The organism is Asaia spathodeae NBRC 105894, assembly GCF_025994195.1.
GTDB classification, from domain to species: Bacteria; Pseudomonadota; Alphaproteobacteria; order Acetobacterales; family Acetobacteraceae; genus Asaia; species Asaia siamensis.
On sequence record NZ_BAPY01000001.1, the window covers coordinates 19,703 to 38,057 of the forward strand.

The 18,355-nt window shown below is 59.8% G+C and carries 19 protein-coding genes; 9 read left to right on the forward strand and 10 right to left on the reverse strand.

Translation table 11 applies throughout. The features are described 5' to 3' along the window. Positions 1–39: 39 nt before the first annotated feature. From AA105894_RS00080 to mtnK, 3 genes are read left to right on the forward strand one after another with little or no spacing between them, the layout of a single operon-like run. Positions 40–1,020, forward strand: coding sequence for an aldo/keto reductase (locus AA105894_RS00080; RefSeq protein WP_267309974.1), 981 nt, complete (start codon positions 40–42; stop codon positions 1,018–1,020). Further along, entirely contained in the window at positions 1,017–1,721 is a 705-nt protein-coding gene (locus AA105894_RS00085; RefSeq protein ID WP_267309975.1) for a hypothetical protein, read from the forward strand. Before AA105894_RS00080 ends, AA105894_RS00085 begins: the two co-directional genes overlap by 4 nt. Continuing rightward, positions 1,718–2,911 carry an S-methyl-5-thioribose kinase gene (gene mtnK / locus AA105894_RS00090; protein ID WP_267309976.1) on the forward strand — a complete coding sequence of 398 codons (1,194 nt, stop codon included), beginning with the start codon at positions 1,718–1,720 and terminating at the stop codon, positions 2,909–2,911. The genes AA105894_RS00085 and mtnK overlap by 4 nt, the downstream gene beginning before the upstream one ends. A 23-nt stretch (positions 2,912–2,934) precedes the next feature. Here the strand turns inward: mtnK and AA105894_RS00095 are convergent, their stop codons facing one another. Beyond that, positions 2,935–3,429: a flavin reductase family protein gene (locus tag AA105894_RS00095; RefSeq protein WP_188426383.1), complete on the reverse strand. Its 495-nt coding sequence runs from the start codon at positions 3,427–3,429 to the stop codon at positions 2,935–2,937. Between the two features lie 199 nt (positions 3,430–3,628). On the opposite strand from AA105894_RS00095, the gene AA105894_RS00100 reads away from it, so the two are divergent. Genes AA105894_RS00100 through AA105894_RS00110 form a run of 3 tightly spaced genes read left to right on the forward strand, consistent with a single transcriptional unit; the run spans position 3,629 to position 6,001 of the window. After that, complete coding sequence (locus AA105894_RS00100; RefSeq protein WP_267309977.1) at positions 3,629–3,946, forward strand: DUF2849 domain-containing protein; 318 nt, start codon at positions 3,629–3,631, stop codon at positions 3,944–3,946. After that, the gene (locus AA105894_RS00105) at positions 3,943–5,613 is read left to right on the forward strand and encodes a nitrite/sulfite reductase (RefSeq protein ID WP_267309978.1); all 1,671 of its coding nucleotides are present in this window, start codon (positions 3,943–3,945) and stop codon (positions 5,611–5,613) included. Before AA105894_RS00100 ends, AA105894_RS00105 begins: the two co-directional genes overlap by 4 nt. Next, on the forward strand, positions 5,600–6,001 hold the full coding sequence (locus AA105894_RS00110; RefSeq protein WP_267309979.1) for a DUF934 domain-containing protein: 402 nt from the start codon (positions 5,600–5,602) through the stop codon (positions 5,999–6,001). Before AA105894_RS00105 ends, AA105894_RS00110 begins: the two co-directional genes overlap by 14 nt. A gap of 5 nt (positions 6,002–6,006) precedes the next feature. Here AA105894_RS00110 and AA105894_RS00115 read toward each other — a convergent pair whose 3' ends face one another. From AA105894_RS00115 to AA105894_RS00140, 6 genes are all read right to left on the reverse strand, one after another. Beyond that, positions 6,007–6,333: an AtuA-related protein gene (locus AA105894_RS00115; protein ID WP_267309980.1), complete on the reverse strand. Its 327-nt coding sequence runs from the start codon at positions 6,331–6,333 to the stop codon at positions 6,007–6,009. A gap of 3 nt (positions 6,334–6,336) precedes the next feature. Further along, complete coding sequence (locus tag AA105894_RS00120; RefSeq protein ID WP_267309981.1) at positions 6,337–7,680, reverse strand: acyclic terpene utilization AtuA family protein; 1,344 nt, start codon at positions 7,678–7,680, stop codon at positions 6,337–6,339. Positions 7,681–7,787: 107 nt separating this feature from the next. After that, on the reverse strand, positions 7,788–9,314 hold the full coding sequence (locus AA105894_RS00125) for an alginate export family protein (RefSeq protein ID WP_267309982.1): 1,527 nt from the start codon (positions 9,312–9,314) through the stop codon (positions 7,788–7,790). Between the two features lie 18 nt (positions 9,315–9,332). After that, positions 9,333–10,679 carry a dicarboxylate/amino acid:cation symporter gene (locus AA105894_RS00130; RefSeq protein WP_267309983.1) on the reverse strand — a complete coding sequence of 449 codons (1,347 nt, stop codon included), beginning with the start codon at positions 10,677–10,679 and terminating at the stop codon, positions 9,333–9,335. A 310-nt stretch (positions 10,680–10,989) separates the two neighbouring features. After that, complete coding sequence (glk, locus tag AA105894_RS00135) at positions 10,990–11,964, reverse strand: glucokinase (RefSeq protein WP_188426548.1); 975 nt, start codon at positions 11,962–11,964, stop codon at positions 10,990–10,992. A gap of 125 nt (positions 11,965–12,089) precedes the next feature. Continuing rightward, the gene (locus AA105894_RS00140; RefSeq protein ID WP_267309984.1) at positions 12,090–12,896 is read right to left on the reverse strand and encodes an SDR family NAD(P)-dependent oxidoreductase; all 807 of its coding nucleotides are present in this window, start codon (positions 12,894–12,896) and stop codon (positions 12,090–12,092) included. A 79-nt stretch (positions 12,897–12,975) separates the two neighbouring features. On the opposite strand from AA105894_RS00140, the gene AA105894_RS00145 reads away from it, so the two are divergent. After that, entirely contained in the window at positions 12,976–14,286 is a 1,311-nt protein-coding gene (locus AA105894_RS00145; protein ID WP_373316692.1) for a hypothetical protein, read from the forward strand. A gap of 60 nt (positions 14,287–14,346) precedes the next feature. Here the strand turns inward: AA105894_RS00145 and thiL are convergent, their stop codons facing one another. From thiL to nrdR, 3 genes are read right to left on the reverse strand one after another with little or no spacing between them, the layout of a single operon-like run. Continuing rightward, on the reverse strand, positions 14,347–15,291 hold the full coding sequence (gene thiL, locus AA105894_RS00150) for a thiamine-phosphate kinase (protein WP_267309985.1): 945 nt from the start codon (positions 15,289–15,291) through the stop codon (positions 14,347–14,349). Between the two features lies 1 nt (position 15,292). Beyond that, entirely contained in the window at positions 15,293–15,805 is a 513-nt protein-coding gene (nusB, locus tag AA105894_RS00155) for a transcription antitermination factor NusB (RefSeq protein ID WP_267309986.1), read from the reverse strand. After that, complete coding sequence (nrdR, locus tag AA105894_RS00160; protein WP_188426372.1) at positions 15,802–16,314, reverse strand: transcriptional regulator NrdR; 513 nt, start codon at positions 16,312–16,314, stop codon at positions 15,802–15,804. Before nrdR ends, nusB begins: the two co-directional genes overlap by 4 nt. Positions 16,315–16,388: 74 nt before the next feature. On the opposite strand from nrdR, the gene AA105894_RS00165 reads away from it, so the two are divergent. Together AA105894_RS00165 and AA105894_RS00170 are read left to right on the forward strand one after the other, a co-directional pair. Next, positions 16,389–16,871: a copper chaperone PCu(A)C gene (locus AA105894_RS00165; RefSeq protein WP_267309987.1), complete on the forward strand. Its 483-nt coding sequence runs from the start codon at positions 16,389–16,391 to the stop codon at positions 16,869–16,871. Positions 16,872–17,099: 228 nt separating this feature from the next. Then, the gene (locus AA105894_RS00170; RefSeq protein ID WP_267309988.1) at positions 17,100–18,317 is read left to right on the forward strand and encodes a porin; all 1,218 of its coding nucleotides are present in this window, start codon (positions 17,100–17,102) and stop codon (positions 18,315–18,317) included. Positions 18,318–18,355: the final 38 nt, after the last annotated feature.

An 18,355-nucleotide genomic window follows, 5' to 3' on the forward strand; every position in this document is an offset into this window, starting at 1 on the left:
GCCTGATCTAGAGTTGGTTCGCAAATTGAGGAGGCTGATGTGCGCTATCGCTCTCTCGGGCAGTCTGGCCTGATCGTGTCGGAACTTGGCCTTGGCTGCAATAATCTGGGCGGTCGTATCGACAAGGCCCAGTCCTGCCATCTCGTGGATGCCGCGCTCGATCTGGGGGTAACATTTTTCGACGTCGCCGATGTGTATGGACGTCGCGATGCCCATGCCGGAGCGTCGGAAGAAGCGCTCGGCGCCGCGCTTGCAGGCAAACGCACCAACGCTGTCATTGCGACGAAATTCGGCATGAGCATGGTTTCGGGTCCCGATCCGTCTGGCCATGCCTCCGGGGCGTCACGCCGCTACATCATGCAGGCTGTCGAAGCGAGTCTGAAGCGGCTGCGGACCGACTGGATCGACCTTTACCAGCTACACTGCCCCGACCCGCATACGCCGCTCGAAGAGACACTCCACGCACTCGATGATCTGACTCGCGCAGGCAAGATACGGTATGCGGGCGTCTCGAACCTGCCTGCGTGGCAGGTCGTCGATGCCTGCCATATTGCCCGACGTGACAGGTTGGCCGGGATCATCTCCTGTCAGGATGAGCTGTCCCTTCTCGACCGCAAGGCACAGACCGATCTCCTGCCCGCGCTCAGACAGTTCGGACTCGGGCTGCTTCCCTATTTCCCGCTTGCCTCAGGGATGCTCACAGGGAAATACCGAAAAGACACACCGCCGCCTTCAGGGTCGCGTCTGGCGGCCTGGACCTATCTTCAGGACCGCTATCAAGGCGCCCCGGTATGGGAGCTGCTCGATGCACTCGCAGCCCTCGCGCAGCGCCATGAAGTAAGTCTGGCCGATCTGGCTTTTGGATGGCTGCTTCGGCACGAGGCTGTGGGCAGCATCATCGCAGGCGCCACATCGGTGGCACAGATGCAGGACAATGCCCACTCCTGCGCGGGCAAATTATCCGACGATCTGTTTGCTGAACTCAACGCCCTGCTTGCCGCCCATGAAGGTCAGTCATGAACCCGATCACGCAAAACTGGACCCTGACCACCCTCTCGCCCGATATCGCCGTCACCTGTCACGAGCCGCCGACAGTGACCGACCCGGCACTGGAGCAAGGCATAGAATCCATCTGGCAGGAGACGCGGCAGAAGCATCCCGGGCTCTATAACGGACGTGTTTTCTGCCTTTCGGATCTGACTGAGAATACCCTATCAGGGTTCTGGTGTGAGTATCGCTGGGTTCTCGCCCAGATGCGGTCTCCCGAGCTCGCCGCCCAGTTGCGCCTGCGCTCACTGGCCGTAACCGCCCTGCTGATTTGCCCTGAAGGTGTCGTTCTGGGTCGTCGGAACCCTAAATCGCTCTATCTCCCCGGCTACTGGCAGGGGGTGCCCGCCGGCAGTGTCGAGGCCCGGCCCGGTGACAAGACGATTGATCTGAAAGCGCAGCTTCTCGCGGAACTGGAAGAAGAAATCGGCCTTGGCGAGGCCGTAAGCATCAGCGGGCCTTTTCTCGCCTGCGAGCATGACACCACCCATATCGTCGATCTTGGATTTGCCATCCGGACCAGTCTGGGTTTCGCCGACATTGAGACCGCCTGGCGTGCCCGCGCCAATGATGAATATGACGCGCTCGAGTGCCACCCCTGGCACGAGATCGCCCCTCTCACATCGCGCGTTCTCCCCACGACGCGCGCCCTGCTGGAGCGTCTTGCCCCATGAGCGCCTACCGCCCCCTCACCGCCTCGACACTGATCGACTACCTCTCTTCCCTTGCCCCCATGCAAACCCGGCTCGGTGGCAACTCTGCCGACTGGACCGCTCGCGAAGTCAGTGATGGCAATCTGAACACGGTCTTCATCGTCTCCGGCCCGGCGGGAAGCGTCTGCTGCAAGCAATCCCTGCCCTATGTCCGTGTCGACCCGGCCTGGGCCATGCCGCTCGAGCGCACCCTGTTCGAGGCGCGCTGGATGCAGGCACTCAGCCCCGCTGTGGGCCATCAGATCCCGGAGCTTTATCATCTCGATGAAGGGCTCTTCCTTATCGTGATGGAGAACCTTTCCACCCATCATGTCCTGCGCAACGCGCTGATCGCCGGTGTGGCGCCTGCCGGGTTTGCCGCGCGTATCGGCGAATTTGTCGGCCATGCCAGCTATGCCACCTCATGGCGCGCTCTCGCCTTCGAGGATGTCTATGCGCTGCGCGATCTGTTCTCCCGCAATCTGGCGCTGACACGCATTACCGTCGATCTGGTTCTGACCGACCCCTATCGTACCGACTGCCCTCGCAATCGGTGGATCAGCCCGGAACTCGACGATCTGGTCGAGTCACTCCAGACAGACAGCGTGCTTCACGCAGCCGTAGAGCGAATGCAGGAGCGCTTTCTCTCAAGCAGCCAGGCCCTGCTTCATGGCGATCTGCATACCGGCTCAGTCATGATTTCGGGCGACGATGTCCGGGTGATCGACGGCGAATTTGCGCTTTACGGGCCTATCGGGTTCGATCTGGGAATGTTTCTCGCCAATCTGGCGATGAACGCTTACGCCCAGCCAGAGCATGATGACTGGATGCGCGATGAAATCGCGTTGCTCTGGTCGAGTTTCCGGCGCGCCTATCTGGAGCGCTGGGAGGCAGGCGCACAGCGCGGGGATATGGCCTCACTGACCAGACCCGCCTCCTGCGCCGCCGAACGGACACGCTTCTTCCAGCAGATCCTGCATGATTGCGCCGGTTTTGCAGGGCTCGAGCTGATCAGACGCACAATCGGCTTTGCACAGATCGCCGATTACGAGGCCGGGTCGAACCGTGAGAACGAAATCGAGGCGCGTCGTCGCGCCCTGCTGACAGGGCGCACTCTCATCCAGAAGGCCTTCCAGATCGACACAATCGAGGCACTTCTCGATCAGATTTGACAGGCTATGCGCCTGCTGTCGGCTCAGGCCCGGCGATAGGCGCGGTCGAACCAGACCAGACCGGAAGCTTCCTCACGGGTGAATTCCGCACAGAGCGGCTCGACAAAGAACACACTATGGGTGCCGATCTCCTGCGTGAGGCTGATGCGGCATTCAAGTGAGACAAGCGCCCCCTCAAGCAGCGGCATACCGATCTCGCCGGTACGCCACCGCCCGGCAGCAAAACGCGTCTCCATGTCGTAGCGCGAGCTGCCGAACAGGGTGGAAAGCGATTCCTGATCGTGGGTCAGGATATTGATGGCCAGCAGGCCGTGGCGCACCAGATGCGCATGGGTCGATGCCGTGCGATTGACGCAGACCAGAAGGGTCGCTGGATCATCCGAGACACTGCATACGGCCGAGGCGGTAAAACCGTGGCGTCCGTTTTCGCCATCCGTGGTGATGATCGTGACGGCGCTGGCAAGACGCGCCATGGCATCGCGAAAAATTTCTTTCGACAAGGGGGGACGTTCAGGCATCGTCTCGGCTCCACGCTGGGTTAACAGGTCCGGTATGCGGCAATTCTCCCCCGCCGCAAGAGGCGAAAGCGCAATTTCCTGAACAGGAGCGTGGATTAGCGCCTTGCTCCCGCCACGGTTTCCTGTGATATAAACACACGATCATCGTGGATAGTTTATAAACCACGCAGTGAAAAGCTCAAACAAGGCGGGAGCGATCATGAAACGGGCGATACGCATAGGCGCTGGCGAGGCACTCGTGCTGACGGCCAACAGACTGCTCGACGGGCTGATCGTCTGGCGCGATGCCAGTGGCAGCTGGCAGCGCTCCATCGCCCATGCTGCCATTCTCTCGCCCGAGGAATACGAATCGGCACTCGATGCTGCCATAAAATCGGCCCAGAACGATGGTGTCGTGGGCGTGTATGAGGTTGTGGTAAGGCCCGGCGCAATAGCTGCACCGGTCAGTGTCAGGGAGCGGATCAGGGCTTTCGGCCCGACAATTCATCCGCAATTTGCTACGGAGTTGAACGCATGAATGCGCCAGTCGGACTCTACCAGTATCAGACGGCAGATCGTGAGTTTCTCGCCTCGCGCATTGCCGAATTCGAGGGGCAGGTTCAGCGTCGTCTCAGCGGCGATCTGACAGAAGACGAATTCAAGCCCCTGCGGCTGATGAATGGTCTCTATCTTCAGCTCCACGCCTATATGCTGCGCGTCGCCATTCCCTATGGTGTGCTCGACTCGCGCCAGATGCGCAAACTCGCCCATATCGCCCGGCGCTATGACCGCGATTACGGCCATTTCACCACCAGGCAGAACATCCAGTTCAACTGGATCAAGCTCGAGGAAACGCCCGAGATCCTGCGGCAGCTCGCTGATGTCGACATGCATGCCATCCAGACCAGCGGCAATTGCATACGCAACGTGACCTGCGACCAGTTTGCCGGCGCCGCCGCAGACGAGCTGATGGACCCGCGCGTCCATGCCGAGATCCTGCGCCAGTGGTCGACGCTGCATCCCGAATTCACGTTCCTGCCGCGCAAATTCAAGATCGCCATTTCCGGCAGCCCGCATGACCGCGTGGCCGCGCGCTTTCATGATATCGGCATTCTTGCGCGCCCGGGCGAAAACGGACCGCTCTTCCGCATCTTCGTCGGGGGCGGTCTGGGACGCACACCTCTGGTGGGACATGAGCTTTTCGATTCCGTGCCGGAAGCCGACCTGCTGATGACGCTCGAAGCGGCACTGCGCGTCTACAACGCCTATGGCCGCCGCGATAACATCTACAAGGCGCGCATCAAGATTCTCGTTCAGGCGCTCGGCATCGACGGCTATCGCAAGGCTGTCGAGCATGAATTGTCGCTGATGAACCCTGAGCATTATCGCCTCGACCCCGAGACGGTTGCCGCCATCAAGGCCCGGTTCGCGGCGCCGGATCTGACGGCATCCCCCGATGCCGAATCACGCCTCAAGGCAGACCGTCAGAGCGACATTGCCTTTGATCGCTGGGTGCGCAGCAATACCCATCCGCATTTCGCGCCGGGTCGCATTGCGGTGACGGTATCGATCAAGCCTGCTGGCGGCATTCCTGGCGATGCGACCTCAGACCAGCTCGACCGCCTTGCCGATCTGGCAGACCAGTTTTCGTTTGGCGAGCTGCGTATCACCCATCTTCAGAACGTGGTTCTGGCCCATGTGGCGCAGGATCGCCTGCTGGAACTGTGGCAGGCACTCAATGCCATCGGGCTTGGTGACGCAAATCATGAGCTGATAGGCGATATCGTCGCCTGCCCCGGCCTCGATTACTGCGCACTCGCCAATGCGCGGTCGATCCCGATTGCGCAGAAACTGAGTGCGCGCTTTGGCGATAATGCGCTGCAGGAAGAAATCGGCAAGCTGCGCATCAATATCTCCGGCTGCATCAACGCGTGCGGACATCATCATGTCGGGCATATCGGCCTGCTTGGTGTCGACAAGCGCGGCGAGGAATTCTTCCAGATCACGCTGGGCGGGCGCGATGACGCGCTGTCCCGCACCGGCGATATTCTGGGGGCGGCCCTGCCTGAAGACGACATGGTCGATGCCATCGCCCGCATCGTCGATCGTTATCTGAGCGTACGTGAAAAGGGTGAGCAGTTTCTCGATACGCTGACACGTCTCGGCGACGCCCCCTTCAAGGAAGCAGCCTATGAAACAGTTTGATCTCGCTCCGGCCCGGCATCCGGCCCCGGCGAGTCTCGAAATTATACCGGTTGCCGAGATGACCGAGACAACACGCGCCATTCGCCTGACACCGGAATTCGATGTCGAGACGCTTGGTACGGCGCTCGATCATCTCGACCTGATTATCGTCACCTTCCCGATCTTCCGTGACGGGCGCGGCTTTACCCAGGCGCGTGCATTACGCGAGTATTATGGCTTCGCCGGTGAGATACGTGCTGAAGGCCATCTGATCCCTGATCAGGCGCAATTCCTGCGCACATGCGGTGTCGATTGTGTCCTTCTCGACGATGACGCCGACACGACGCCCTGGTTGAAGGCGCTGTCGCTCTTTCCCGTCACCTATCAGACCCGGCTCGGGCTGCGCTGATTTCCTCAGCGCAGATCTGACCGGTGTCGGTCCGGCAATGTCATGGCAAGCAGCGACGAGCTGAGGCTCTTGCCATGAATGTCGAGATTCAGGGTCCGCGTGACCCCGCCCTCGAGTGCATCATGCAGAACAAATTTGAGGGCAGCCAGTGCGGGCACCTCGAAGCGCTCCACGCGCCCTTTCACCATGTTTCCGAAATGGGCCCTGACCCGCTCTGACGTCACATAGAGACGCAGATACTCGTAATCTTCGGGCTCATAGGCGATCACCGAGATGTCGGAAATATTGCCCTTGTCGCCCGCGCGGGCATGGGCGATGTCATGCAGGATCATGGCTCAGCTCTCCAGATAATCAACGACGGTACGAACTAGCTCACGCGGTATCAGGACCGAGACGATAGCCAGCACCTCATTTGCGCTTCGCCTTGCGCCACCCCCGCCTGCGGGACCATTGAGCCAGAGCGCCTCGACCTCATGCCCGACGCGCCGGGCCATGCGCATGTCGGCCGTACGACAGGCCACGCGAATGAGAATCTCCTCCGGTTCGGAAACAGGGGCGATACGCACCCCACGGCGCACAGCGTTGACGCCGATCAGCTCAAAACGGTCTTCCGTCGTCTCGATACCGGCATCGATCAGACGCTGACGCACCATTTCAAGAGCCAGTTGCGCTCTTGCGAGAGCATTCGGACCGCAATAGCCGATCTGCCCCTCGCCGATATAGCTGTCGACATAACCGACCGAAACCTTGAGGCACTCGGGCCTTGGATGACCCTGCGCCCCTGTAACGCGAACCCTGTCCGCAGCGATCTGTTCGAACTGCACCTGACTGAAATCAGCCACGCAATCGGCTGTTGGATAATGAGCCGGATCGTGCACCTCATAGAGCGTCTGCTCTTTCAGCGTCCGCGGCGTCACCACACCCCCGCTGCCCGGCAGCTTGGTCACGATGAAACTGCCATCGGCCTCGACTTCGGCAATCGGAAAGCCGATCCGGGCCGGGTCAGGCACGTCCTTGAAACCCGGATCGGCAAAATATCCGCCGGTTGCGTGGGCGCTGCACTCGAGCAGATGCCCCATATGAATGCCCTTGCCGATCAGATCCCAGTCTTCCGGGTCCCAGCCGAATTCGTGAATCAGAGGCGCCAGAAAAAGCGACGGATCGGCGATACGCCCGGTCACGATCACATCGGCCCCCATGCGTAGCGCCGCCACCACAGCCTCGGAGCCGGTATAGGCATTGGCCGAGACGATTGTCTCACCCAGTGAAGAGAGCGTCGCACTGCGTTCCATCAGCGGGTAGTCGACCGCTTTGCACGCGTCCAGAACATCATCACCTGTGACGACGGCAATCCTCAGACCCCGCAACCCCAGTTGCCGTGCGACCTCGGCGATCTTTGCTCCCGCCGCTTGCGGGTTCGCCGCCCCCATATTGGTGATGATGGTAATGTCGCGCCGATGGCAAGGCGCAAGACAGGCCAGCATCCTGTCTTCTAGCCACTCATTATAGCCAAGTTCGGGATGGCTCTGCTTTTCACGCTGGGCAAGCGCGATGGTGCGCTCGGCCAGACATTCGAAAACGAGATAATGGATGTCTGCGCGCTCTGCGAGATCCTGCGCTGGCAGGATGCGATCGGATGAAAACCCCGCTCCTGCCGCGATTTTTACGATCTTTTTCATGCACCTTCTTTCCGAGGCTCGGAAACCAGCCGTCTCGATAACGGCGTTTCATGAGGTCAACGGTCAGGGAGGCCCTTTGGCGCATTCAAACTCTGGCGAGCTGCCTTTCAGAAACGATAATTCGCCCAGCCCGCCACAAAATCGGAGCTGGTATAGCCAGCTCGCGTCAGTGCCGGGCCAGCCTGAAGATGTTCATATCGCCCGGTGAAGCTCAATCGCGGAGTCCATGTCCAGACACCCTGCACACGGGTGGCCTGCGCGACACGACGCGCATGGGTCTTTTGTGTGCCGGAAAATGCCGTGCCATTGGCACGATAGACAGCATCTGTCAGGCTGGCCCGCCATGCAAACTGGTGCTCGACGGTCAGACGCAGACTCTCGATGGGCGAGACAGTGATATTTGGCGCCAGGGCGATCAGATTGGTGGGCGTCAGAAAGAGCTGATAGCTGTAGTAGATATTATTACCAAAGGGTGCGAGGGCATTGCGCAACGTTCCCTTGCCGAACGCCCCACCGCCACTGGCGTAGTCGCCATGCAGGCCGATGCGCGGTGCCGTGCGCGATGACCCGAGCCGATAGGTCTGGGCGAGAAATACCTGAAATGCCTCGATACGCCGACCGTCATAATGGCCACCCTGGTAATTCGCGACCCAGTCGACAGTCAGACGATCGACGTCGCCCCACAGACGCATGCCGTAATACAGACGGTCTTCCCTCGCAGGGCCACTTCCCCAGACCGCACGTCGATTGCGCAGACGCCAGACAAACGGGTCCAGAAACAGTTTGGATTTGCCCATGAAGCTTGTGGGGATCACGATCCCTGCCGTACCGCCGGAGAAGCGTATCCCCCGATCGATCACATCGTCACGCGCCCCCCCCCGCCCGAGCAGCGTATAGTGAAAATCGAAAAAATCACCGCGAAGCTTCTTGCCCCGCAGCCAGAACCGTGTGCCGTTCAGGACGAAGCGCAGCGTATTGTTATCGCGCTGCGAAGTCATGAGATTGGCGCCATCGGTAAATTCCTGACGACCGTACCGCACCCCTGCATTGAGGTTAGGCAACGGCGCATCGGCTTCGGCAAAATATTGCTGAAGCAGCAGTTTGTTGCGCATGCTGGCCGCAGGGACACCGATATTCGGCCCGGAGACACCGCCATGGGCGAGCTCGCCGAATGCGCGGAAATAGCGTGTGATATGCAGATCAGCACCGCCGACAAGGCGCATGATGTCCTGACGCTGGGCAGGCCCTTTCTTCAGATTGGGATTGCTCGTCTGGTTCAGGCGCAGGCGCATTTCACCTGAAAAGGTCAGATAGATATTCTGTTTCTTGTTGAGTGGGATGAACTTCAGACGATCCAGAAAGTCACGACGGTTCTTTGCGTCGCGCATCTTCGTCCAGTCTTCGGCCCAGCGTGAGAGGTTATAGCCAGACGTCGTCAGTCCATCGCCCGCTGCGGGCGCAGGGTAGGTACTGACGGCGGGTTCAGCAGGCGCGCGCGTCTGCGACGCAGGATCCGGCGCAGGGTTATGCCCTTGCTGCGCGAATGCAGAAGATAGCCCGCCCCACAGGCAAAGAGCGGTCGTCGCCACTCCGACAAGCCGGAGGCGCGTGAAAGGCGAATAATGATTTGCCATGGGCTCAGCCCCTGTTTCTCACTCGGGAATGACAGGTGGGGCCGCAAGGCCGGAGGCGTGACCGCCAAGAGCCTGGGCCAGTTGCTTGCGATCGAGTACGCCTTCCCATCGCGCCACGACAATTGCCGCCACGGCATTGCCAATGAAGTTCGTCAGGCTGCGGCATTCACTCATGAAGCGATCAACACCCAGAATGAGCGCGATACCGGCAACCGGTATGGTCGGCAGAATGGAGAGTGTGGCAGCCAGCGTGATGAAACCTGCCCCCGTCACACCGGCTGCGCCCTTTGATGAAAGCATCGCCATGCCAAGCAGCAGGATCTGTTGCCCGAAGCTGAGATGAATGTCGTAGGCCTGCGCGATGAAAAGCGCCGCAAGGGTCATGTAGATATTCGTGCCATCGAGGTTGAACGAATAGCCCATCGGAACGACCAGTCCGACAATGCTCTTGGGGCAGCCAGCCTGCTCCATCTTGGCCATGAGGCTCGGCAGTGCGCTCTCGGAGGATGACGTGCCTAGAACCAGCAGCAGCTCGGCGCGGAGATAGGCGATCAGACGCAGGATGGAGAACCCGGCCAGACGACCGACAAGGCCCAGAATGACCACAACGAAGATGATGGCAGTCAGGTAGAAGGTGACGACCAGTGTGGCGAGATCGGCTAGGCTGCTTGCGCCGTATTTGCCAACCGTAAACGCCATGGCACCGAAAGCGCCGATTGGTGCAGCCTTCATCAGAATGGCGACGATACGAAACGCAACTGCCGAAATTTCTTCAAGCACGTCATAAACACGCGCGCCACGCTCGCCCATCAGGGCGAGACCGACGCCCGTCAGAATGGCGACGAACAGGGCCTGCAGGATATTGCCCGTCGTCAGCGCTGAGACAAACGTATCAGGGATGATGTTCAGCACGAACTCGGTGATGCTGCTCTCATGCGCCTTGCCGATATAGCCCGCGACACTGGCGCTGTAGTCGCCAGCAGCGCCGATCTTGGCATGAATGCCCGCCCCAGGCCGGATGACATTGGCAGTGATCAGCCCGACAATGAGAGCAAGCGTCGAAAAAAACAGGAAATAGCCGAAGGTCTTCCCTGCCACGCGAGCAACGGCGCGCAGATCGCGCATGCCGGCAATCCCGGTCACGATCGTCAGGAAGATCACCGGCGGGATGATCATCTTCACCAGGCGGATGAAGCCGTCACCGAACGGGCGAAGCGCCTGCCCCGTTTCGGGGGCAAAATGGCCGATCAGGGAGCCGATCACGATCGCGAACAGAACCTGAAAATAGGTATGCTTATAGAAAGGCTTGCGTTTGGCCTCTGCCTGAACGGGCTCATGCCCTTCTGTGGTCGGAACGATTTTCATGTCTGGCCTCTATGTCCGATCACGCCTGAAATGCCGCGTTCAGGTTACATTATTGTAATTATTCTTGGTATAAGCAAAGACTGCCAGGACGCAAAAGCACATTTTCTTGACGACAGGCAAGCGCTCCTGATGAAAAGTAACGATAGTTCTTTCCAAAGAGCGAATAACGAAAAAGGCCCGACCAGAGGCCGGGCCTTTCAGCGGGAAACCGCTTATGTTTCTTTGCGTGACTACCGCCATACTTGAGAGAGCGAGGCGAAAACGCCCTGACGCTCTCTCGTATTGACGTGCCTTCTTGCCGCGTCACGTCTCAGAGCTCGGGATGATCCGAAGCAAAGGCAGCAGCAGCGCCGAAAAGACCCGGCTGCGGATGGGTGATGATCTTGACAGGCATATCGCCCATCATGCTTTCGAACCGGCCCTTTGCGACAAAGCGCTCGGCAAAGCCCGAATGCGGCAGCTTGTCAGCGACACGCAGGCCGAGACCACCGGCAATTACGACGCCCTGTGCCCGATGGGCAAGAGCGAGATCGCCAGCAACAGCGCCAAGCGACAGAAAGAAGCGCTCAAGTGCGGCAGCCGCCATCGAATCACGACCTTCCATGGCCATTTCCCACAACGCCTTGTTGTCGCGCATGGTGATGGGCAGGCCCTGCATCTCGGCGATGATTTCGTAGAGATTGGTCAGGCCGGGACCAGAGACGATACGCTCAGCCGAAACACGGCGGAAACGGCGGCGCAAAGCGCGCAGGATCTTGTCTTCAAACTCGTCGAGCGGGGCAAAATCGATATGACCGCCCTCAGTCTCGATGACGAAATACTGCCCCTTGCGACGCAGAAGACACGCAGCGCCAAGGCCCGTACCCGGGCCTACGATGGTGGTCGTCCCTTCGGTGGGCAGAGGGCGATCCGGACCACAGAGATGCTCGAGATACTGATCATCGATCTGGGCCACGGCGTGACCGACCGCACCAAAGTCATTGACGAGGGTGAAATCCTCGAGATGCAGACGCTCTGCCAGCATGGCGGGCTGGATGATCCAGGGATTATTGGTCATCTTCAGCGTTTCGCCCTGAATAGGACAGGCGATGGCGATACCGGCATAACGCGGCAATTCGCGATTGATCGTTCGACCAAAGGCCTCCCAGGCAAGGGCAAGGCTCGCATGATCTGCCGTGCGGAGAGTGGTCGCCTCGCCAAGCTCGACAACACGCCCCTGATCGACCTTGGCGATCGCAAAACGTGCGTTCGTGCCTCCAATATCGACGGTGACAATATCCTGCATCACTTGCTCCATTACATAAGGAGATGCCTGAATACGACCAGCCCCGGCTGACGATCAGGCGTTTCTTGCGGCAAGAAGTCGCAGGCAATCCAGCCTGCGTCAACTCCTGGCACCATAATTCCCGGTCAGAGCGCTTTCTGTTTGACGCGTGCCAAACGCAGGAGGCGATGAGCAATTGGCCGGGGCACCAGAATCGAGACAAGTTTGAGAAGGCTGAAAAGCCGGGGGAAGATCAACACGGCTTTCTTCCGCGCTACCGCGTCTGCAATGAGCGCCGCTGCCTTTTCGGCCGTCACCAAAAAGGGTCTCGCACCATCCAGTCTTCGGCTCATCGCGGTATCGATGTAGCCGGGTTCAATCAGTGTCACGCCCACCTTGTGAGGCGCCATCGCAGCATGCAGACAGGTGGCAAAGCGCCCAAGCCCGGCTTTGGAACTGCTGTAAGCCGAGGCAAAAGGCAGATCGTGATGCGCTGCGACAGACCCTATCATCACGATACGGCCGTTCTTTCTGGGCGCCATGACCGAGGCGGCCTCGGTCGCCAGCGTAACCGGGGAGGCATAATTGATGAGCGCGGCCTCTTTCACCGCCTCGAGCGTTTCGGTCAACGCGCCCTCAGGCCGGATATCAGAAACGCCGGCGTTCAGAACGAGCAGGTCGACAGGCTTGCGGGCATCATCCTGCCTGAACTGGGTAATTCCGGCATCGAGGTCATCCAGAGCAAGAACGTGGCAGGTGACCGTGCTGCCCCGCTGACTGCAGGCTGATGCGACGGCCTCGAGACGCTGACTGTTGCGCCCCCAAAGCGTAAGGTGGGTACCCGTCCGGGCGTAATGAAGAGCCAGCGCCCGGCCCAGACCGCCCGACGCCCCGGTGATAAGGGCATGATCGGGTGCAAACTGTCCCTTTGCAAATCGTTCTGGACGTGACATTCAGCGCGCTTTCGTCAATTAAGGTGTGTTCCGGTCAAGCCTTGAGGTCCAACCGGCCTATCGCAATAGAGAGTTTACCTTGCCGGACGCAGCAGATTCCCGCCAGATTGTCACCGACTCCCCTGTCGCTGACCGAGTGGTCACTCCCCGCTCCGTCACCAGGCCGCAAAAGGCCGAGCAGGCCAGCATGAATCCCGCCAGCCCTCCCGCTTCCGACCCTGTGCATCCTGCTTCCGACATAACCGTAAGACCGGTTATCTCCCGCAAGGAACTCAAGCTTTTCATCCGGCTCCCTCGCCTCCTCTATAAGGAGTGCGCGGGTTACATGCCACCGCTCGACATGGAGCAGAATGATCTGCTCGATCCCAAGCGTAACCGCATCTTCCGCCACGCCTCGGTTCGCTATTTCATGGCATGGCGCAATGGCGTGGCTGTTGGCCGCATCTCTGCCGTTGTGGATGGCAAGGCGCTTGAAGCCTGGGATGAGAAAATCGGCTGGTTCGGCGCTTTTGATGCCCTGCCCGAAAAATCCATCGTCAAGGCGCTGCTGGACGCGGCAGAGCTCTGGCTGCGTGATCAGGGCATGGCCCGTATGCGTGGCCCCGTGACCCTTGGCTATCATGGTGAATCCGGCCTGATGATCGAAGGTCAGACCGAAGCGCCGATGATTGGCACCCCCTGGCACCCGCCCGAATTGCACAGCCTCATCGAAGCCCATGGTTTCGAGACAGGGCGTGATCTGCTGACCTTCAAGCTCGACCTCACAGACGATCTCGACGACAGGCATATCGTCCCGGGCGCACTCAAGCCCGGCCAGGGCAAGCTGGGCGATGTGACGGTGTCGCATCTCTCGAAAAAGCAGATTACGGCGCAGGGCGAGGTTCTGCGCTCGCTTTATAACGATGCCTGGGCAGGCACCTATAATTTCGTGCCCCTTCAGTCTTACGAAATGACGGGGCTGATCGAGCAGCTCAAGCTCGTTCTGCGTCCCGAGCATTATGTGCAGATCGACCATGCAGGCGAGCCCGCTGCCATGGCGCTGATGGTGCCCAATATCTTCGACATCGTGCGCGATATCGATGGCGCGCCGAGCCCTCTCGACTGGGCAAAGCTCGGTGTCCGCCTGCTCTCCCATCGCTTCGAATCAGCACGCGTCATCTTACTTGGCGTGTCCCACAAGGTGCGCGGCACCGTGCTTGGGGCGCTCATGCCCTCTCTCGCCATCGACGAACTGATCCGCCGTCGCGCAACGCTTCCCTACAAATCGGTTGAACTGGGGTGGATCCTCGACACCAACACGCCGATGCTGAATCTGGTCAAGCGTCTGGTGCCAGAACCCAACAAGATCCATCGCATCTACGAAAAAGAGATCGATCAGACGACGCACTGAGAAGAAGGTCGTCTCCCGGAAAGCAAAAAGGCCGCCCTTTCGGAGCGGCCTTTTTACTGATCAGAAATGCTGCCATCCTTGGCGTGACAGCTTGACCTCGCGATAGGCGCTGTCGAGCAGACGCACGCCTCGACCGGGCGTGACGCGGCCAATGCGCGTCACCGGGATACCGCTCGCCTTTCCGGCTTCCTCGATCAGCCCGGCTTGTGACGGTGACGCGGTAAACAGAAGCTCATAATCGTCGCCGCCAGTCAGGCAGGTTTCGAACCAGGCAGCCCCCGCCGCACGCGCCTGCGCCGAGAGAGGAACGGTCTCGGCATCAATCTCGAGGGCAACGCCGCTTTCATGCGCCAGATGCCCGGCATCCTGAATCAGCCCGTCAGACACATCCATGCCTGAACTGGCAAAATCTTCCAGCGGGAAGCCGACGCGTGGCTGTGGCAGACGATAACGCCCCGTCAGGAACTGATCCGGGTCGGGTAGCTCGCCAAGAAGAGCCTGCAACCCGAGCGCTGCATCGCCGATCGTGCCCGTCACCCAGAGATCGTCTCCTGCTACCGCGCCAGCCCGGCTGACAGATCTGCCATGCGCCACCTCGCCGAGGATGGTCAGACCAAGCACGAGCGGCCCGCGTGTGCTGGTGGTATCGCCGCCCAGCAGATGTACGCCGTACCGGGCCTGATCGAGCGCAAGCCCGGTGCTGAAGCTCGCAAACCATAAATCGTCAAAGGATGCGGGACGGCTGATATTAAGCAGATAGGCCTTCGGGACGGCCCCCATCGCCGCACAGTCTGACAGGCTGACACGCAGCAATTTGCGGCTGATCGTCTCGGCCGGATCGTCCGGAAGAAAATGCACGGCCTCGACCAGCGTATCGGTCGAGAGGATGAGCTGCCTGCCTGACGGCACATCATAAAGGGCTGCATCGTTACTCAGCCCGAGCGCGCCCTCACCCGCAAGCGGCTTGAAGAAACGCTCGATGAAGTCGAACTCGCCGCCGCTCATTTCAGCCAGCGTCAGGCTCGTTCCGGGAAGCGGTCTCTTTTGATGCGCCGCCGTTCTTGCTGATAGCGTCGAGAACGCCATTCACCAGACGGGCCTCGTCACCTGCAAAGAAGCCATGGGCGACATCGAGATACTCATTGATCACAACGCGCGCCGGTGTGTCTTCGCCCATCTCCCACAACGCTGCGCGCAGCAGGGCCCGCAGCACGGGGTCAAGACGGGCAAGCGGCCAGTTTGCCGGAAGCGCACCAACAAGAGCCTCGTCGATACGATCCTGAGAGAGGGTCGCGCCCTTGACGATCAGGCCGAACAGACGAAAATCGGCGTCGGGCACATAGCCCTCTTCAAAACCGTCTTCCTGGCTCGACCCCAGACGATGGCGCTGGAACTGATTGATGACCGTCTCGGCATTCTCGCCACCCTGCTCGCACTGGAACAGCGCCTGAACGGCGGCAACGCGGGCAACGGTGCGCGAACGCTTGGGCGGGTTCTTGGTCTGGGCTTGGTCGGTCATTGTCCTGTTTCCTTGTCTTTCTCACGCTCACCGGGAGCAGGCAGCAGCCCTCCCTCCTCGCCGGGACGCATATCCGTCAGGAGCTTCGAGAAAGCCTCTACTTCGCGAAAATCACGATACACACTTGCAAAGCGCACATAAGCGACACCGTCGATACTGTGCAATGCATCCATTGCCAATTCGCCGATGCGTGACGAAGAAATTTCGGCCTCGCCCGATGCTTCGAGCTGGCGAACCAGCCCGTTCACGATGCGCTCCTGCCGCTCTTCCTCGACCGGGCGCTTGCGCAGCGCGATGCGGATCGAACGCGCCAGTTTGTCCCGATCAAAGGGAACACGGCGCCCATCCATCTTTGTCACCACCAGCTCACGCAGCTGCACCCGTTCGATCGTCGTGAATCGCTGTGCGCAGCCGGCACAAACACGACGACGGCGGATTGCCGCACCATCATCAGTCGAACGACTATCCTTGACCTGCGTATCTTCATGGCCGCAGAACGGACAATTCATGAGAGTTTCCCCCTGATGGGCAGATGATGGCACGAACCCGGCCTGACGGACCGGGGGCAGAAAGGAGCGTATCGGTGAAAAGAGTGCAAGCTATTCTGGCAACGCTCGTGACAGTTTGCATGACGGGTGCGGCGTTTGCCCCGTCTGGAGCATGCGCACAGACGGACGATAATAGTCTTCCGGGGCAGAAAAACGCCAATCGCGACATCACGATAGATGGCTGGATACGGCGTGCCCCGCATTACCCCGGTTTGGCCGCCGCCTATTTCACAATCGTCAACAAGGGCCACGAGGCTCATCTGATCTCTGGCGTTACATCGCCCGATTGCACCGATATCGAAGCGTTCCACAGCGAGCAGGAAGTCACGAGCCATACGGCAAGCCTCTTCTCGCATTTCACCATACCAGGTGACATGACCATGGTGTTTCCCGAAGGTGGCTATCACCTGATCTGTCGAAACTTTCCAGACACGGTCAAAGTCGGTGAAACTGTTCCCCTGACCTTCAAATATCTCGGCGGCTCCTCCACCACGGCCAATTTCAAGCTTCGCGATTAGGCCTGCGATACTGCCTCGGCAGAAACGTTATTGTAATGGGGAATACGAGAATGCGTGACCGCCCCCCCCGCCACCAGCCGCATTCTCTCCCCTATGAGAAACCTATGAAAACGGAAAGTCCTGCCTCTGTTTTCACTATGGCCTGACGGGCGAGAACACCCCTTCTGAATAGGGGTAAAGAATTTGATAGGTCAGTTCATCCAGAACCGCTGCAGGGCAGCAGCAACAATGGCGGTCATGCTTGCCGCCACAACTGCGATGCAGGAATCGGCTCATGCCGAGATCGCCCTGTTCAAGACGGCGTCCAACCCCTGGCTGCAGGGCATCAATCTCTCCGGCCTCATCGAAGGCGGCATCATGGCCAACCCGGCCCGCCCCGATAACGGCATCAATTTCGGCAATTTTCTGGGCGATCACGCCAATCAGGCGCAGCTAAACCAGATCAGCCTCACCCTCTCCAAGGCCATCGATCCGACCAAATCCGAATTCCAGGTCGGGTTCATGCTCGAGGCGCTTTACGGTTCCGACGCCCGTTATTACCACCTGCTCGGCCTGTCGAACAAAATGACGAGCGACCGGTACCAGCTCCTTCCGGCTCAGGCCCATGTCGATGTTCACGCACCGATCCTCTCAAAGGGCGGCATCGACATGCAGGCAGGCATCCTGCCCGCCCCCATGGGCGTCGAGGTGCTCGACCCGACGCTGCGTCCCTTCTACTCACTGGCCTATACGTCGCAGTATTCCGTGCCCTTCGAGCATCTCGGCGCCATGTTCCACTGGCATGTCACCCCGATGTTCGATTTCAATTTCGGCGTCGATACCGGCAATCAGACCACATGGGGCCGCAATGACAACAACAATGCCGCAGCCGGGTATTTCGGGTTCAACCTGAACGGCCTCGCCCATGGCAAGCTGAACATCGCCGAGCTCTCCCGCGTCGGACCTGAAAACGCGGTTGCCGCCATTGGCCCGCGTGCCAACACGGCACAACGCTGGTGGAATGACATCGCCGCCTTCTACACGGTCAATGACAAACTGAGCCTGACGGGCGAATTCAACTTCCTGCATGATGATGGCCTGCATGCCGAGACCTGGAGCGTTGTTACTTTTGCCGCGTACAAGATCACCCCGAGCCTGACCTTCAATTATCGTGGCGAGCTCTATCGCGATAACAGCGGCATGTTCGTCGTCAACTTCCTGACGAACCAGGCGTACATGAACGCCTTCCTTGGCGGCTATGCTCCGGTACAGACGGCGCCAGCCACCACCTATGGTGCGCTGACGCTGGGCGTTACCTACCGGCCTGATCTGGGTCATGGCGTGCGCGTTTTCGCCCTGCGTCCCGAAATCCGCTTCGACCGCTCGCTCAACGGCACCTCGCCGTTCAACGATGGCCGCAATACAGGCATGTTCACCTTCGGTGGCGATGCCATGATCGGCTTCTGACAGCAGGGGTCAGGGAGTGGCTTTGTATTTCCTGACCA

Bases quoted from the DNA above. Each gene is read 5' to 3' on its own strand.
- AA105894_RS00140 (WP_267309984.1), bottom strand. From the start codon at position 12,896: ATGTCACGTCCAGAACGATTTGCAAAGGGACAGTTTGCACCCGATCAT.
- AA105894_RS00110 (WP_267309979.1), top strand. From the start codon at position 5,600: ATGAAACAGTTTGATCTCGCTCCGGCCCGGCATCCGGCCCCGGCGAGT.
- AA105894_RS00085 (WP_267309975.1), top strand. From the start codon at position 1,017: ATGAACCCGATCACGCAAAACTGGACCCTGACCACCCTCTCGCCCGAT.
- nusB (WP_267309986.1), bottom strand. From the start codon at position 15,805: ATGACCGACCAAGCCCAGACCAAGAACCCGCCCAAGCGTTCGCGCACC.
- thiL (WP_267309985.1), bottom strand. From the start codon at position 15,291: ATGAGCGGCGGCGAGTTCGACTTCATCGAGCGTTTCTTCAAGCCGCTT.
- mtnK (WP_267309976.1), top strand. From the start codon at position 1,718: ATGAGCGCCTACCGCCCCCTCACCGCCTCGACACTGATCGACTACCTC.
- nrdR (WP_188426372.1), bottom strand. From the start codon at position 16,314: ATGAATTGTCCGTTCTGCGGCCATGAAGATACGCAGGTCAAGGATAGT.
- AA105894_RS00105 (WP_267309978.1), top strand. From the start codon at position 3,943: ATGAATGCGCCAGTCGGACTCTACCAGTATCAGACGGCAGATCGTGAG.
- AA105894_RS00115 (WP_267309980.1), bottom strand. From the start codon at position 6,333: ATGATCCTGCATGACATCGCCCATGCCCGCGCGGGCGACAAGGGCAAT.
- glk (WP_188426548.1), bottom strand. From the start codon at position 11,964: ATGCAGGATATTGTCACCGTCGATATTGGAGGCACGAACGCACGTTTT.
- AA105894_RS00125 (WP_267309982.1), bottom strand. From the start codon at position 9,314: ATGGCAAATCATTATTCGCCTTTCACGCGCCTCCGGCTTGTCGGAGTG.
- AA105894_RS00130 (WP_267309983.1), bottom strand. From the start codon at position 10,679: ATGAAAATCGTTCCGACCACAGAAGGGCATGAGCCCGTTCAGGCAGAG.
- AA105894_RS00100 (WP_267309977.1), top strand. From the start codon at position 3,629: ATGAAACGGGCGATACGCATAGGCGCTGGCGAGGCACTCGTGCTGACG.
- AA105894_RS00095 (WP_188426383.1), bottom strand. From the start codon at position 3,429: ATGCCTGAACGTCCCCCCTTGTCGAAAGAAATTTTTCGCGATGCCATG.
- AA105894_RS00170 (WP_267309988.1), top strand. From the start codon at position 17,100: ATGGCGGTCATGCTTGCCGCCACAACTGCGATGCAGGAATCGGCTCAT.
- AA105894_RS00120 (WP_267309981.1), bottom strand. From the start codon at position 7,680: ATGAAAAAGATCGTAAAAATCGCGGCAGGAGCGGGGTTTTCATCCGAT.